Source organism: Mycobacterium sp. OAS707, assembly GCF_014873705.1.
GTDB lineage: Bacteria > Actinomycetota > Actinomycetes > Mycobacteriales > Mycobacteriaceae > Mycobacterium.
In genome coordinates this window covers 134,938-150,140 of the sequence record NZ_JADBDS010000001.1, presented here as the reverse complement: position 1 = coordinate 150,140, position 15,203 = coordinate 134,938, and the positions used below count along the sequence as shown (strand labels likewise).

At 66.6% G+C, this 15,203-nt stretch carries 17 protein-coding genes; 12 read left to right on the top strand and 5 right to left on the bottom strand.

What is annotated here, in order from left to right; genetic code table 11:
- Position 1: 1 nt before the first annotated feature.
- Genes priA through hisI form a run of 4 tightly spaced genes read left to right on the top strand, consistent with a single transcriptional unit; the run spans position 2 to position 2,685 of the window.
- On the top strand, positions 2 to 736 hold the full coding sequence (gene priA, locus GGC64_RS00710; protein WP_192720547.1) for a bifunctional 1-(5-phosphoribosyl)-5-((5-phosphoribosylamino)methylideneamino)imidazole-4-carboxamide isomerase/phosphoribosylanthranilate isomerase PriA: 735 nt from the start codon (positions 2 to 4) through the stop codon (positions 734 to 736).
- Between the two features lie 7 nt (positions 737 to 743).
- Positions 744 to 1,559, top strand: coding sequence for an inositol monophosphatase (locus GGC64_RS00705; protein ID WP_192720546.1), 816 nt, complete (start codon positions 744 to 746; stop codon positions 1,557 to 1,559).
- The gene (gene hisF / locus GGC64_RS00700) at positions 1,559 to 2,341 is read left to right on the top strand and encodes an imidazole glycerol phosphate synthase subunit HisF (RefSeq protein WP_192720545.1); all 783 of its coding nucleotides are present in this window, start codon (positions 1,559 to 1,561) and stop codon (positions 2,339 to 2,341) included. The genes GGC64_RS00705 and hisF overlap by 1 nt, the downstream gene beginning before the upstream one ends.
- Positions 2,338 to 2,685, top strand: a complete 348-nt coding sequence (gene hisI, locus GGC64_RS00695; RefSeq protein WP_192720544.1) for a phosphoribosyl-AMP cyclohydrolase — start codon at positions 2,338 to 2,340, stop codon at positions 2,683 to 2,685. Before hisF ends, hisI begins: the two co-directional genes overlap by 4 nt.
- On the opposite strand, the gene GGC64_RS00690 is transcribed toward hisI, so the two are convergent.
- Positions 2,682 to 3,197, bottom strand: coding sequence for a hypothetical protein (locus GGC64_RS00690; RefSeq protein WP_192720543.1), 516 nt, complete (start codon positions 3,195 to 3,197; stop codon positions 2,682 to 2,684). The two genes, hisI and GGC64_RS00690, sit on opposite strands and share 4 nt — an antisense overlap.
- A gap of 132 nt (positions 3,198 to 3,329) precedes the next feature.
- Here GGC64_RS00690 and GGC64_RS00685 point away from each other — a divergent pair, with 132 nt between their 5' ends.
- Positions 3,330 to 4,115, top strand: a complete 786-nt coding sequence (locus tag GGC64_RS00685) for an SDR family NAD(P)-dependent oxidoreductase (RefSeq protein WP_192720542.1) — start codon at positions 3,330 to 3,332, stop codon at positions 4,113 to 4,115.
- Here the strand turns inward: GGC64_RS00685 and GGC64_RS00680 are convergent.
- The 4 genes from GGC64_RS00680 to GGC64_RS00665 are packed head-to-tail and all read right to left on the bottom strand — an operon-like array spanning position 4,112 to position 7,332.
- Positions 4,112 to 4,909 (bottom strand): ATP-binding cassette domain-containing protein, encoded by a 798-nt coding sequence (locus GGC64_RS00680; RefSeq protein ID WP_192720541.1) that lies wholly within the window; start codon positions 4,907 to 4,909, stop codon positions 4,112 to 4,114. The genes GGC64_RS00685 and GGC64_RS00680 overlap by 4 nt on opposite strands.
- A gap of 13 nt (positions 4,910 to 4,922) precedes the next feature.
- On the bottom strand, positions 4,923 to 6,071 hold the full coding sequence (locus GGC64_RS00675; protein ID WP_192720540.1) for a SpoIIE family protein phosphatase: 1,149 nt from the start codon (positions 6,069 to 6,071) through the stop codon (positions 4,923 to 4,925).
- Positions 6,068 to 6,868 carry an alpha/beta fold hydrolase gene (locus GGC64_RS00670; RefSeq protein WP_192720539.1) on the bottom strand — a complete coding sequence of 267 codons (801 nt, stop codon included), beginning with the start codon at positions 6,866 to 6,868 and terminating at the stop codon, positions 6,068 to 6,070. The genes GGC64_RS00675 and GGC64_RS00670 overlap by 4 nt, the downstream gene beginning before the upstream one ends.
- Positions 6,868 to 7,332 (bottom strand): peroxiredoxin, encoded by a 465-nt coding sequence (locus tag GGC64_RS00665; protein WP_192722336.1) that lies wholly within the window; start codon positions 7,330 to 7,332, stop codon positions 6,868 to 6,870. The genes GGC64_RS00670 and GGC64_RS00665 overlap by 1 nt, the downstream gene beginning before the upstream one ends.
- Positions 7,333 to 7,433: 101 nt before the next feature.
- Here GGC64_RS00665 and GGC64_RS00660 point away from each other — a divergent pair, with 101 nt between their 5' ends.
- From GGC64_RS00660 to lgt, 7 genes are all read left to right on the top strand, one after another.
- Positions 7,434 to 8,153, top strand: coding sequence for a mitomycin antibiotics/polyketide fumonisin biosynthesis protein (locus GGC64_RS00660; RefSeq protein WP_192720538.1), 720 nt, complete (start codon positions 7,434 to 7,436; stop codon positions 8,151 to 8,153).
- 3 nt (positions 8,154 to 8,156) lie between these two features.
- The gene (locus GGC64_RS00655; RefSeq protein ID WP_192720537.1) at positions 8,157 to 9,683 is read left to right on the top strand and encodes an anthranilate synthase component I; all 1,527 of its coding nucleotides are present in this window, start codon (positions 8,157 to 8,159) and stop codon (positions 9,681 to 9,683) included.
- Positions 9,680 to 10,258, top strand: coding sequence for a TIGR02234 family membrane protein (locus GGC64_RS00650; RefSeq protein ID WP_192720536.1), 579 nt, complete (start codon positions 9,680 to 9,682; stop codon positions 10,256 to 10,258). The genes GGC64_RS00655 and GGC64_RS00650 overlap by 4 nt, the downstream gene beginning before the upstream one ends.
- A gap of 71 nt (positions 10,259 to 10,329) precedes the next feature.
- Positions 10,330 to 11,148: an indole-3-glycerol phosphate synthase TrpC gene (gene trpC, locus GGC64_RS00645; RefSeq protein ID WP_192720535.1), complete on the top strand. Its 819-nt coding sequence runs from the start codon at positions 10,330 to 10,332 to the stop codon at positions 11,146 to 11,148.
- Between the two features lie 3 nt (positions 11,149 to 11,151).
- Positions 11,152 to 12,411, top strand: coding sequence for a tryptophan synthase subunit beta (gene trpB, locus GGC64_RS00640; RefSeq protein ID WP_192720534.1), 1,260 nt, complete (start codon positions 11,152 to 11,154; stop codon positions 12,409 to 12,411).
- Positions 12,408 to 13,196, top strand: a complete 789-nt coding sequence (gene trpA / locus GGC64_RS00635; RefSeq protein WP_192720533.1) for a tryptophan synthase subunit alpha — start codon at positions 12,408 to 12,410, stop codon at positions 13,194 to 13,196. Before trpB ends, trpA begins: the two co-directional genes overlap by 4 nt.
- Positions 13,193 to 15,130 carry a prolipoprotein diacylglyceryl transferase gene (lgt, locus tag GGC64_RS00630; protein ID WP_192720532.1) on the top strand — a complete coding sequence of 646 codons (1,938 nt, stop codon included), beginning with the start codon at positions 13,193 to 13,195 and terminating at the stop codon, positions 15,128 to 15,130. Before trpA ends, lgt begins: the two co-directional genes overlap by 4 nt.
- The last annotated feature ends 73 nt before the right edge of the window (positions 15,131 to 15,203 follow it).

Below are 15,203 nucleotides of genomic sequence, written 5' to 3'. Positions count from 1 at the left end.
CGTGTCTTTGATTCTGTTGCCCGCTGTCGACGTCGTTGACGGCAAGGCTGTCCGCTTGGTGCAGGGCCAGGCAGGCAGCGAGACCGACTACGGCTCGGCGCTGGATGCCGCCATGACATGGCAGCGCGACGGCGCCGAATGGATTCACCTCGTCGACCTCGACGCCGCGTTCGGCCGCGGCTCCAACCGCGACCTGCTGGCCGAAGTGGTCGGCAAGCTCGACGTCGCCGTCGAACTGTCGGGCGGCATCCGTGACGACGATTCGCTGACCGCGGCGCTGGCCACCGGATGTGCCCGCGTCAATCTCGGCACCGCGGCGCTGGAGAACCCGCAGTGGTGCGCCAAGGTCGTCGCCGAACACGGCGAGAAGGTCGCAGTCGGCCTGGACGTCAAAATCGTTGACGGCGAGCACCGACTCCGTGGCCGCGGTTGGGAAACCGACGGCGGCGACCTCTGGGATGTGCTGGAACGCCTTGATCGCGAAGGATGTTCGCGATTCGTCGTCACCGACGTCACCAAGGACGGCACGCTCAACGGTCCCAACCTCGAACTGCTCAGCAAGGTCACCGAGCGCACCGACGCGCCGGTGATCGCCTCCGGCGGGGTCTCCAGCCTGGACGACCTTCGCGCCATCGCCACCCTGGTCGACCGCGGCGTAGAAGGTGCGATCGTCGGAAAGGCGCTGTACGCCGGACGATTCACGCTGCCGCAGGCGCTGGCCGCGGTAGCGCAGTAGGCCGCCGATGGCACTGGACGACACCGACCTCGACGCACTGGTGTACGAGGCTGCCGCCATCCTCGATGCCGCAGCGGTGCCGTTCATCGACGGCCACCGTGCCGACTCCGCGGTGCAGAAGAAAGGCAACGACTTCGCCACCGAGGTCGACCTGGCGATCGAGCGGCAGGTGGTCGAGGCGCTGACCACCAAGACCGGCATCGAGGTGCACGGCGAAGAATTCGGCGGCGCCGACGTCGATTCTCCGCTGGTGTGGGTGCTCGACCCGATCGACGGCACATTCAACTACGCCGCGGGCTCACCGATGGCGGCAATCCTGCTCGGCCTGGTCCGCGACGGCGAACCCGTCGCCGGGTTGACCTGGGTGCCGTTCACCGGCGAGCGGTTCACCGCGGTGGTCGGTAAACCGCTGCGCAGTAGCGGCATCGAGCAGCCACGGCTGCAGCCGTCGAAGTTGTCTGACTCCATCGTGGGACTCAGCACCTTCAACATCGACTCCCGTGGCCGGGTGCCGGGCCGCTACCGGCTCGCGGTGATCGAGAATCTGAGCAGATCGTGCTCGCGAATGCGGATGCATGGTGCGACGGGCATCGATCTCGCCTACACGGCGGCCGGAATCCTGGGCGGCGCAATAAGTTTCGGAGCCCATGTGTGGGATCACGCGGCCGGCGTCGCGCTGGTGCGTTCAGCGGGGGGCGTGGTCACCGACCTCGACGGCAGCGCGTGGACCACGAAATCACGTTCGGCGGTCGTCGGCGCGCCCGGCGTGCACGGCGAGCTCCTCGAGATTTTGAATTCCGCCGGTGATCCGGGGAGTTACTGATGGATCCCAAAGACCTTGCGGTGCGGATCATCCCGTGCCTGGATGTTGACGACGGCCGGGTGGTCAAGGGTGTCAACTTCCAAAACCTGCGTGACGCAGGCGATCCCGTCGAACTGGCTGCCCGCTACGACAAGGAGGGCGCCGACGAGCTGACCTTCCTCGACGTTACCGCGTCCTCGGCAGGCAGGGCGACGATGTTGGAGGTCGTCAAGCACACCGCCGAGCAGGTGTTCATCCCGCTCACTGTCGGAGGCGGTGTGCGCTCGGTAGAAGATGTCGATGCGCTGCTGCGGGCCGGAGCGGACAAGGTGTCGGTCAACACGGCGGCGATCGCCCGCCCCGCACTGCTCGGCGAGCTGTCGCGCCAGTTCGGCTCCCAATGCATCGTGCTTTCCGTCGACGCGCGCACCGTGCCGGAAGGCGAGCCGCCGACCGCATCGGGCTGGGAGGTCACCACGCACGGCGGCAGGCGAGGCACCGGCATCGACGCGATCGAATGGGCCACGCGTGGCGCCGAACTCGGCGTGGGGGAGATCCTGCTCAACTCGATGGACTTCGACGGCACCAAGGCCGGTTTCGACCTGAAGATGCTGCGGGCCGTCCGTGGCGCGGTATCGGTTCCGGTGATCGCCAGCGGCGGCGCGGGCGCGGTGGAACATTTCGCGCCCGCGGTTGTTGCAGGAGCAGACGCCGTGCTGGCCGCCAGCGTGTTCCACTTCGGGGAGTTGACCATCGGCCAGGTGAAGGCGGCGATGGCATCGGAAGGGATCGTGGTGAGGTGACGCTGGATGCAGGCATCGCGTCGCGACTGAAACGAGACGCAAACGGGTTGTTCACCGCTGTGGTGCAGGAACGCGGTACCGGTCAGGTGCTGATGGTGGCGTGGATGGACGACGAAGCGCTGGCCCGCACACTCGAAACCCGAAGGGCCACTTACTATTCGCGCTCGCGGCAGCAGCAGTGGGTGAAGGGCGAGACGTCGGGTCACACTCAGCACGTGCATTCGGTGCGGCTGGACTGTGACGGCGACACCGTCCTGCTCGAGGTCGATCAGGTCGGCGCCGCATGCCACACCGGCGATCACACGTGCTTCGACGCCGACGTCCTGCTCAGTCCGGAGGATTAGGCGCGCTCCGCTGGCGTGGCCAAAATGCGTCGGCACCGCAGATAGACGACCCCGATGGTGATCAGGGTCAGCCCTAAGAACACGCCTCCCGCCGCGGACAACGGTTGCTGCAATTGCGGCCCGCGACGCGCGCCAGGGACGAGGAGGACCGTGGCCAACAGTCCCGACGACAGCACGCCACAGACAAGGCACGCCGAGCCCCAACCGACAAGTCCGGCTCGAAACTTTGCGACGAACTTTTCGTGTCTGCCATTGAACGTGCGGAAGCCGGCGATGAGCGTGCGGCCAATCCAGCCATCCCGGACCTTTCGCGTCAGGGTCGGCGCTCCTGCTGCCTCCAATAGGAAACACCCGCCAAGCGCCACGCAGGCCAACGCGTTTACGGCGTCTTCCGCGTCGGTGGACATCGCGACGATGTGGCGCACCACGACGAGCCACACCACGGCGGCGAAGACCCCGATCTCTCCGGCCAAGTGCAACGCCTTCATCGTCGGCGATCCACTTCTCGACACGCTCAGCCCCTTCCTGTTCGGTTCGCTGGCGAAGTGTAAAACGCCGATCGCGCCGAACGTTCGTTACCGCTCGACATTTGGCGATCTTCTCGTCAACGGGCTCACGTTCGGCCGAGACGCCACACTGTGACGATGCCTCGCTTCGCTGATCGGATCGCCCTCGTCACTGGCGCCAGTTCTGGAATCGGTCGCGCCACGGCGCTCAAACTCGCGGGAGAGGGCGCTGCCGTTGCGCTCGTCGCCCTGCCGGGTGACGACCTCGACGAGGCGGCGGCCGTATGCCGCGATACCGGGTCGTCCGCGCTCGCCATCGCGGCCGATGTCGCAGACGCACGCCAGGTGGCCGCCGCGTTCGATCGCGCCGAGACGCTCGGTCCCGTCGACGCGGTCTTCAGCAACGCCGGCGTTTCGATCGTCGGCCCCGCGATCTCGCTCTCCGACGACGACTGGCTGCGGCAGCTTCACATCAACCTCTCGGGCAGCTTCTACGTGGTGCGCGAGGCCGCGCGACGGATGATTCCGCGGGGCGGCGGCGCCATCGTCGTCACCGGCTCTGAACTCGGAATCCTCGGTCAGCAAGGCTACGTCGGCTACACCGCGACCAAGGGTGGCGTGCTGGCGATGACGCGCGCTTTCGCCGCAGAACTCGCCGGATACGGTATTCGCGTCAACAGTATTTCGCCGGGCACCACCGAAACCCCCATGCTGACAGCCGAATTCGAAGCCTCGCCCGACCCGGCCCGTGAGCGCGCCGAGAACGAGTCGACCATCCCGCTGGGCCGTTTCGGCCAGGCCGGGGACATCGCCGCAGCCGTCGCGTTCCTGCTGTCAGACGAGGCCGGCTACATCACGGGAGCCAACCTGGTGGTCGACGGCGGCCGCACATCGTGTTTCACCATCGGCACGCTTGGCGGCTAGACGTCGATGCGGGTGGCCTTGGTGCGGGCCATCCACCTGCCCTCGTCGAACCGGACCTCGATGGGATGCGAGAACGCCGCGGTGACATTCTCGGTCGTCACCGTCTCGCGTGCCGGCCCTGCCGCGACCGTGCGGCCTTCGGCGATGAGCAGCGCATGGGTCGTGGTGGTCGGCAGCTCCTCGAGATGGTGGGTCACCAGGATCGAGGCGACCTCCGGGTGCGTCTCGTCAAGCGTGTCGATGGTTTCCAGTAGCTGCTCGCGAGCTGCCAGGTCGAGACCGGTGGTGGGTTCGTCGAGCAGCAGCAGCTTCGGATCCGAAATCAGCGCTCGCGCAATGAGAGTGCGGCCGCGCTCACCCTGAGACAGGGTTGGCCAGACGTCGTCGGCTCTGCGCGACAGGCCGACGGTGGCGATCATGTCGTCGGCGCGGCGCAGTTCGTCGGCGCTCGGCGTCCACCGGTTCGGCAGGTCGATCGTCGCGGTGATGCCGGTGAGCACAACGTCGCGCACAGTCAGCGCGTATTGCAGACGGTGCCGCGGGTTCACGTGGCCGATCGAATGCCGCAGCTGTGCCAGGTCGACGCGGCCCATCTGCGCGCCGAGGATGCGCACGCTGCCCGACGTCGGGAACATGACCGCTGCGCAGAAGCCGAGCAGTGTGCTCTTGCCCGCACCGTTGGGACCCAACAGTGCCCAGTGCTCACCCGCGTGCACCGTCAGCGAGATGCCGTCGATGATCTGCTTGCCGTCGCGGCGAAACGTCACGTCCACGAGTTCCAGGACCGGCGTCACGACTCGCACGCTACTAGGCCCGCGGGGGCACGCCTATCGCCAGAACTGCTGCGTCGTCTTCGACACCCTCGCCCAGCCCCTCCAGAACCGAACGTAGTGCGTTGACGATCGTCGCGGCCGAGGCGGGGGAATGGGCCGAAGCCAACTCGAGCAATGCATCGTCACCGAGACGCTGACTGGCAACTCCGGTGCGTGCTTCCGTAAGACCGTCGGTGTAGAGCACAAGCGTGTCGCCGGCGGTGAGACGGATGTGGGTCGAGGTGAAACGCGGAGCCGAGGAGATGCCAACGGCTTGACCGCCAACGAGGTCCACGAAATGTGCGGCGCCGTCGGCGCTGAGTAGAAGGGCAGGTGGATGCCCACCATTCGCGAGGTGGACGTCGAATCCATCCTCGCATCGAGTCAGCACTCCGAAAATCACAGTGCAGAACCGCATGGAGCGGCTGAGCACTTCCTGGTGGAACACCGTGTCGAGGTTGTGCAACACCGTCACTGGGTCGCCGTCGATGACCGCGGCCGCGCGCAACGTGTATCGGGTCAGCGATGTGAGCGCCGCGGCATTGGCGCCCTTGCCACAGACGTCACCGATGAAGAACCCCGATCTGTCGTGCGGCAGTGCGAACAAGTCGTAGAAGTCGCCACCCACCTCGTCGGGCGAGGCGGCGTGGAAGTAGGCGCGCGCCTCTAGACCTTCGGATGGCGATAGCGTCGGTGGCAGCAGTGAACGCTGCAACGTCCGCGCCAGTACTTGAGTCCTCGCTCGCTCGAGTTCGGCCTCGCGTTGCGCTTCGAGCAGTTCGCGCTCATAAGAGCGACGATCGCTGGCGTCTTGAACGACAATCCGCAGTAGCTCGATGTGTCCGTCAGCGTCTGCCTTGACGTTGGCGGTGAAGAAGACAGGAAGCCGTGTGCCGATCGAGGTAACCAAATCCACTGTGATACCAGATATTTCGCCGTTCATCTGCAGCAACGGTTCAAAATGTGTCTCGTAATGGATGCGGCTGCCAGCGGTGAGCAGATCGGTGAAGGGCTTACCGGTCAGTGCATCCGGCTCGTAACCCAGCCATCGTGACAGCGTCGTATTGACCGCAATTATCCGGCGATCGGCACCCGCGGATATGTATCCGCATGGTGAGTTCTCGTAGAGGTCGGCAATATTCACGGGGCACCGGCGAAGGCCACTATGGCCCTGGCGGTGACTTCCGGGGCGCTTAGGTGCGGACAGTGGCCTGTGGTGTTCAGCGTGACGAGTTCGCTGCCTTCGATGTGCCGGTGCACGTAGGCCCCGACTTCCCGTGGGGCAATGGCATCCTGTTCACATTCGATCACCAGCGCAGGCACCGTAACGCGGCTCAGATCGCCCCGGTTGTCGGAGAGAAATGTCGCGTGCGCGAACACACGGGCGCATTCGGGGTCGGTCCGGCAAAAACTGTCGGTGAGTTCGTCTGCGAGCTCGGGGTGTTCGGGTGCGCCCATGATCACCGGCGCCATGGCACGGGACCAACCGAGGTAATTGCTCTCCAGCGATTCAAGAAGTTCGTCGATGTCACTGCGTGAGAAGCCGCCATGGTAGTCGCCGTCATCGATGTAACACGGCGACGGGGTCAAGAGCACCAGCTTTGCGAACCGACTCGGATCTGCGGCCACCGCAAGCACTCCCATCATCGCTGCCACGGAGTGCCCGACGAACGTCACATCGCGTAGGTCGAGCTCGGACAAGATCTCGAGAATGTCGTCAGCGTATTGCTGAAGAGATCCGTATCGCTCCGCGTCCCAGGCGGCCGGCTCGGCGGCGCCTGACCCGACATGATCGAAGAGCACAACCCGGAAGTTGGGAACAAGTTCGGGTACGACAAGTCGCCACAGCTGTTGGTCGCAGCCGAATCCGTGGGCCAGCACGATTGTCGGCGCATCGTCGGACCCGACGATGTTGACGTTGTTGCGGCTGCGGGCTGCCATCACGCCGATTGCCGCTGCCTCAACACCTCCAGCGCCTTGTCGGCATGGGACTCGAAGCCGAACTCACTGGCGATCACGTCGAGCACAGTGCGGTCGGTGTCGATCACGAAGGTGGTCCGCTTGACGGGCATGAACTTGCCGAGCAGGCCGCGCTTGACGCCGAACTGGGTGGCGACGGTGCCTTCGGTGTCCGAGAGCAGCGGATAGTCGAAGTTCTGCTTGTCGGCGAACTTCGCCTGCTTCTCGACCGCATCGGCGCTGATCCCGACGCGGCTGGCGCCGACGGCTGCGAACTCCGATGCCAGGTCACGGAAGTGACAGGCCTCCTTGGTGCAACCCGGCGTCATCGCCGCGGGGTAGAAGAACAGCACGATCGGGCCGTCGGCGAGCAACTCGGTGAGGCTTCGTACGGTGCCTGTCTGATCCGGCAGTTCGAAATCGGTTACCTGGTCACCCTGCTTGATGGTCATGGCCGTTCACGCTACGCCCAGCGGTGGCCCGGGCAAATATCGCTGCGACGAAAACCATTGGCGCCGTGCTTTGTTGTCGTGCCAGCCTCGTCGCGATGGTCAACCTCGAGGCGTTCGTATCCGACGGCTACGTCAAGCTCGAAGCGGCCGCGCCGCGGGCGGTCGCCGACGCTGCGCGCGCCGAACTGTGGAAGCAGCTGAATCTGTCGCCCGATGAAGCCGACACATGGTCGGCGCCTGTGTTGTGGGCATCTGACCAGACGGGGGCCGGCCCGTTCGGCGCGCTCGCGCGCAGTCCTGCGTTGGCCGAGGCGCTGGACCGCATCTGCGGGACGGGCGGCTGGTTGCCACGCGGTGCGCTGGGCAATGTGCCCGTGCGGTTCCCGGTAGCGCCGTCAGACGATGACCGGGGCTGGCACATCGACGCCAACACACCGCAGCCAGACGGGTCGTGGGCGGTGACGGGACGACCGCACACGGTGCTGGTGCTGACACTGCTGTCCGAGGTCGGCCCCGACGACGCACCGACTCGGATTCGCATCGGTTCGCATCGCGACGTCGCCCTGGCGCTGTCCGACGAACCTGTCGCGCTGGCTGAGATGGGCCGCATCGTCGACGAGGCGAGCGCCACGCGCCCCGTGGCCTACGCGACGGGCGAGCCCGGCGACATGTACGTCCTGCACCCGTTCACGGCTCACGCCGCCGACGTGCACCGCGGCCGTACGCCCCGCTTCATGGCTCAAGCGCCCGTCATGCTGACCACCCCGTTGACGCCTGCGTCGTCTTCGGCGTTGGGATGCGTCTGGGAGGATTGACGCGTGCAAACCGCCGCCAATCTCGCGACCACCACCTCCCGCGAGGACTTCAGGGCGCTGGCTGCCGAGCATCGCGTGGTGCCGGTGACGCGCAAGGTGCTGGCCGACAGCGAGACCCCGCTCTCGGCGTACCGGAAGCTGGCCGCCAACCGGCCGGGGACCTTCTTGCTGGAGTCGGCCGAAAACGGTCGCTCATGGTCGCGATGGTCGTTCATCGGCGCGGGCGTGCCGTCGGCCCTGACGGTGCGCGACGGCGAGGCGGTATGGCTGGGCACGACACCGAAGGACGCACCGCGCGGCGGCGACCCGCTGCAGGCCCTGCGCGCGACGCTGGAGCTGCTGAAGACCGAGCCGGTGCCCGGCCTGCCGCCGCTGTCGTCCGGCCTGGTCGGGTTCTTCGCCTACGACATGGTCCGGCGGTTGGAGCGGCTGCCGTCGCTGGCCGTCGACGACCTCGGGCTGCCGGACATGCTGCTACTGCTGGCTACCGACATCGCCGCCGTCGATCACCACGAGGGCACCATCACGCTGATCGCGAACGCGGTGAATTGGAACGGCACCGAGGAGCGCGTGGACTGGGCGTACGACGATGCGGTGAAGCGCCTGGACGTGATGACGGCCGCGCTGTCCGAACATCTGCCCTCGACGGTCGCGACGTTCAGCAGGCCCGAGCCGCTGCACCGCTCGCAGCGCACGGTCGAGGACTACACGCGCATCGTCGAGAAGCTCGTCGGCGACATCGAGGCGGGCGAGGCGTTCCAGGTGGTGCCGTCGCAGCGATTCGAGATGGACACCGACGCGGATCCGCTCGACGTCTACCGGATGTTGCGGGTAAGCAACCCGAGCCCCTACATGTATCTGCTGAACGTCCCCAATGATGAAGGGGGACTGGACTTTTCGATCGTCGGCTCCAGCCCCGAGGCGCTGGTCACGGTGAAGGACGGTCGGGCCTCGACGCATCCGATCGCAGGCACGCGGTGGCGTGGTGCGACCGAGGAAGAGGACGCGCTGCTCGAGAAGGAGCTGTTGCACGACGACAAGGAACGCGCCGAGCACCTGATGCTCGTCGATCTGGGGCGAAACGATCTGGGTCGGGTATGTCGGCCCGGCACGGTGCGTGTCGAGGACTACAGCCACATCGAGCGCTACAGCCACGTCATGCACATCGTGTCGACGGTGCACGGGGAGCTCGCGCCCGACAAGACGGCGTTGGACGCGGTGACGGCGTGCTTCCCGGCGGGCACGCTGTCCGGCGCACCGAAGGTGCGCGCGATGGAACTGATCGAAGAGGTCGAGAAGACCCGCCGCGGCCTGTACGGCGGTGTGCTCGGCTATCTGGACTTCGCGGGAAACGCCGACTTCGCGATCGCGATCCGCACGGCGTTGATGCGGGGTGGCACCGCGTACGTGCAGGCAGGCGGGGGAGTCGTGGCCGACTCCAACGGCCCGTACGAGTACACCGAGGCGGCGAACAAGGCCAAGGCGGTGCTGAACGCGATCGCCGCGGCCGAAACGCTGACCGAGCCGTGATCCGGCTGGCTCAGCTGCTGTTGCTGTCTTCCGCCGGGGCGCTGTGGGTGGCGTCGCGGATGGCGTGGGTCGACGTGCAGTCATTCGATGGGCTCGGCCAGCCGAAAACCACGGCCCTGACCGGGGCTGCGTGGTCGACAGCGCTGGTGCCGCTCGCGGTGCTGTTGCTGGCGGCCGCGGTGGCTGCGCTGGCGGTGCGTGGCTGGCCGCTGCGGTTGTTCGCGGTGCTCGTCGCCGCGGCCAGCGCGCTGATGGCTTACCTGGCCATCGGCCTGTGGGTGATCCGAGACGTCGCGCCACGGGCCGCTCATCTCGCCGACGTGCCGATCACAAATCTGGTCAGCACTCAGCGCCATTACGGGGGCGCCATCGTCACGTTGGTGGCCGCGGTGGTGACGCTGTCGGCGGCGGTGCTGCTGGTGCGTTCCGCGGCCAGGGCCAAGCCCGAGGCTGCGCGTTACGAACGTCGCAGCGCGCAGGCGGAGGAGCAGGCCACCGCGCCGTCCGAGCGGGCCATCTGGGACGCCCTCGACGAGGGGCGAGACCCGACGGATCCGGACAACAAGGGTCGGTGATCGATCGTGCTGTGGTGGCGGCTACCCTTCGTGGAAGATCAAGCGCGCTCTATGGAAGGACTACGGCGGGTATGAGTTCGGCGACTGTGCTCGACTCCATCATCGAGGGAGTTCGCGCCGACGTAGCCGCCCGTGAGGCCGTCGTATCTCTCACCGAGATCAAGCAGATGGCCAAGGATGCGCCGCCGCCGTTGGATGTACTGGCTGCACTGCGTGAACCGGGCATCGGCGTGATCGCGGAAGTGAAGCGCGCGAGCCCGTCCCGCGGGGAGCTGGCGACGATCTCCGATCCTGCCAAGCTCGCCAGCGCGTACGAGGACGGCGGGGCGCGCGTCATCAGCGTCCTGACCGAGCAGCGGCGGTTCAACGGCTCACTCGACGATCTCGACGCGGTGCGCGCAGCGGTGTCAATCCCGGTGTTGCGCAAGGACTTTATCGTCAGGCCGTATCAGATCCACGAAGCGCGCGCGCACGGCGCGGACATGCTGCTGCTGATCGTCGCGGCGCTGGAGCAGTCGGTGCTGGAGCCGATGCTTGACCGCACCGAATCGCTGGGCATGACGGCGCTTGTCGAGGTGCACACCGAGGAAGAGGCGGATCGCGCTCTGCAGGCGGGCGCGAAGGTCATCGGTGTCAACGCCCGCGACCTCAAGACGCTTGAAGTCGACCGTGATTGCTTCGCCCGGATTGCGCCGGGGCTGCCGAGCAACATCATTCGGATCGCGGAGTCCGGAATACGCGGCACCGCTGATCTGCTCGCTTACGCCGGTGCCGGCGCCGACGCGGTGCTCGTCGGCGAGGGGCTGGTCACCAGTGGCGACCCCCGCAGCGCCGTTGCCGATCTGGTCACCGCAGGCACGCATCCGTCGTGCCCCAAACCCGCGCGCTGACACGTGGCGGACCTCGCCGGCCCCGAGTTGCCGCGTTCCAGCGCTGCGGTAGCCGAACCGACAGTGCACGATCCCGATGCGCGTGGGCATTTCGGTGTCTACGGCGGGCGGTTTGTTCCCGAGGCGTTGATGACGGTGATCGAGGAGGTCACCGCCGCCTATGAAAAGGCCCGCGGCGACCAGGTTTTCCTCGACGAGTTGGACCGGCTGCAGCGCCACTACAGCGGCAGGCCGTCGCCGCTGTACGAAGCGTCCCGATTGAGCGATCAAGCTGGGGGCGCACGGATCTTCCTGAAGCGAGAAGACCTCAACCACACCGGATCTCACAAGATCAACAACGTGCTGGGGCAGGCCCTGCTGGCGCGCCAGATGGGCAAGACCCGGGTGATCGCCGAAACCGGTGCCGGACAGCACGGAGTGGCGACCGCGACGGCATGTGCGCTGTTGGGTCTCGAGTGCGTGATCTACATGGGCGCGATCGACACCGCGCGGCAGGCACTGAACGTGGCGCGGATGCGACTGCTGGGCGCGACGGTCGTTTCCGTCGAAGCAGGCTCGAAGACGTTGAAGGACGCCATCAACGAAGCGTTCCGCGACTGGGTCACCAACGCGGACGACACCTACTACTGCTTCGGCACTGCGGCGGGCCCGCATCCGTTCCCGACCATGGTGCGTGACTTCCAGCGCGTCATCGGGTTGGAGGCGCGCGTGCAGATCGTCGAGCAGGCGGGGCGGTTGCCCGACGCGGTGACGGCATGTGTGGGTGGCGGGTCGAATGCGATCGGCATCTTCCACGCGTTCATCGACGATCCCGGCGTGCGGCTGATCGGCTACGAGGCGGCGGGCGACGGTGTCGAAACCGGGCGCCACGCCGCGACGTTCACCGGCGGCTCACCGGGGGCGTTCCAGGGCTCATTCTCATATCTGCTGCAGGACGAAGACGGCCAGACGATCGAATCGCATTCGATCTCAGCAGGTTTGGACTATCCGGGCGTCGGGCCCGAGCATGCGTTTCTGAAGGACACCGGCCGCGCCGAGTACCGGCCGATCACCGACACCGAGGCGATGGACGCGTTCTCGGTGTTGTGCAAAACCGAGGGCATCATCCCGGCGATCGAGTCCGCGCACGCGGTGGCGGGTGCGTTGAAACTCGGCGTCGAGCTGGGCCGCGGGTCGATCATCCTGGTGAACCTGTCGGGCCGCGGTGACAAGGATGTCGAGACCGCCGCCAAGTGGTTCGGGCTTCTGGACGGTGCGTCATGAGCCGGCTTGCCTCGTTGTTTTCCGCATGTCGTGACGAGGGCCGCTCGGCGCTGATCGGATATCTGCCGACCGGCTTTCCCGATGTGCCGACGTCGATTTCGGCGATGACGGCGATGGTCGAATCTGGCTGCGACATCATCGAAGTCGGCATTGCCTACTCCGACCCGGGGATGGACGGGCCCGTGATCGCCGCGGCTACCGAGGCCGCGTTGCAGGGCGGGGTGCGGGTGCGCGACGCGCTGACGGCGGTGGAGGCGATCAGCAAGGCCGGCGGTCGCGCTGTGGTCATGACCTACTGGAATCCGGTGTTGCGTTGGGGCATAGATGCATTCGCGCGAGACCTGGCCTCTGCCGGCGGGCTCGGAATGATCACACCGGACTTGATTCCCGACGAGGCTTCGGAATGGATCGAGGTTTCCGAAGCCCGCGACCTGGATCGGATCTTTCTCGTCGCGCCGTCGTCGACACCGCAGCGATTGGCGGAGACGGCCAACGCGTCGCGCGGATTCGTCTATGCCGCTTCGACAATGGGCGTCACCGGCGCACGCGATGCGGTTTCGGTGGCGGCGCCCGAACTGGTGCGCCGGGTGAAGGCGGTTTCCGACATTCCGGTCGGCGTCGGCTTGGGGGTGCGGTCCCGTGAACAGGCGGCGGAGATCGGCGCCTACGCGGACGGTGTCATTGTGGGGTCGGCGTTGGTGTCGGCGTTGAAGGACGGTATCCCGGCGGTGCGGTCGTTGACCGAGGAACTCGCCGACGGTGTGCGGCAGAGGATTACTGCGTGACGACGACTTACCTGGCTTACATTCCGAGTCCGCCACAGGGCGTGTGGCATCTCGGTCCGATACCTATTCGGGCGTATGCGCTGTTCATCATCATCGGCATCGTGGTGGCGCTCGTGCTCGGCCAACGGCGGTGGGAAGCACGCGGGGGTGCGCGCGAGGGAGCCTGGTCCGACGAGGATCACGGCGCCGTCGTCTACGACATCGCGCTGTGGGCGGTGCCTTTCGGGCTGGTCGGTGGGCGGCTTTATCACGTCATCACCGACTGGCGAACTTATTTCGGCGAAGACGGGGCAGGTCTCGCTGGAGCCTTCCGGATCTGGGACGGCGGCCTAGGCATCTGGGGTGCAGTGGCGCTGGGCGGCGTCGGGGCGTGGATCGGTTGTCGGCACCGCGGCATTCCGTTGCCGGCATTCGCTGACGCGATCGCGCCGGGAATCATTCTGGCGCAGGCCATTGGGCGACTTGGCAATTACTTCAACCAGGAGTTGTTCGGCAGGCCGACGACGCTGCCGTGGGGCCTGGAGATCTACGAGCGGCGCGATGCCAGCGGTGCGCTGGACACGTTGAACGGTGTGTCGACGGGTCAGTTGCAGCAGGTGGTCCATCCGACGTTCTTGTACGAATTGCTCTGGAATCTCCTGGTTTTCGCGGCGCTGATCTACCTCGATCGCCGGTTCAAGATCGGCCATGGTCGGCTGTTCGCGATGTATGTGGCGGGCTACTGCATTGGTCGGTTCTGGATCGAGTTGATGCGCAGCGACGCCGCCTACATGCCTGTCGACGGCATTCGGGTGAACTCGTTCACGTCGACGTTCGTGTTCATCGGCGCGGTGGTGTACATCATGGTCGCGCCAAAAGGCCGCGAGGATCCTGCGTCGCTTGTCGGTAAGCCGAAGGTGGAGGACGACCTCGCGACGTTGGCCACGAAAGAGTTGACCGCCGTGGCCGCGACGACCGGGGTGGTGGCCGCCGCGAAGGCCGCTGGCGATGCCGAGGAGGAAGACGCCAAGGCCGCGGGCGACGTCGTGGATGCCACCGATGCTGAAGCGCTCGGCGCTGACGTCGCGGGCGTCCCCGCCGAGAGCGTGGAAGACGCCGAAGCGTTCGCCGTCGAAGGAGAAGAGGAACCCGAAGGGTCCGAAGCCGGCCTTGGCGCTGTCGAGGGTGACGAGGTGGCCGAGGCGGTGGACGCCGCGCCGGAGGTTCACGACGCCGAGGTGGAAGCGGCCGACGAGGCCGAAGCGATCGCGGATGAGGTGGCCGCCGAAGCCGAGGAAACCGAACAGCCAGAGGCCGGCCTTGGCGCGGTCGAGGGTGACGAGGTGGTCGAGGCGGTGAAGGCTGCGCCGGAGGTTCACGACGTCGAGCTGGAAGCGGCCGACGAGGCCGAAGAGCCGGTTGCGACCGAAGAGCCAGAGGCCGGCCTTGGTGCGGTCGAGGGTGATGAGGTGGCCGAGGCGGTGCAGGCCGCGCCGGAGGTGCACGACGCCGAGGTAGCGGCCGCCGATGAGGCGGAAGCCGTCGCAGACGAAGTGACGGCTGAATCCGAGGAACCGCTGTCGGAGGTGGCGGCCGAAGCAGAAGATCTCGCGGAGGCCGTGGCGGATGCGCCCGACGAAGACATCGAGGCGGCTGCGGAGTTCGAGGCGGCCGGGGAGCAAGCCGACGCCGTCGAGTCGGACGACTCCGAACCCGACGAGCCGGAGACCGAGGCCGCCGAAGCGGCGGTAGAAGAGGCTTCGGCCGAACCCACCGAACAAGAGGCCGCCGAGGAAGCCGAAGCGGTAGATGATGAGGCCGATTCCGCCGCAGAGGACGAGCCCAAGACGGGCGTCCTCGAGGAGGCGAAGCTCGAACCCGAATCGGCCGATGAGGGTGAGCCGGCAGAAGGAACGGGCGGGCGACTGAGCCGCTGGCTCCGCCGTAATCGTTGATCACAGCGGTTTATCCCCAAGCCCGAATTCATCCACAGGCTGGATCTTTCGTGTGGCGGGACGTCAGTTTGGC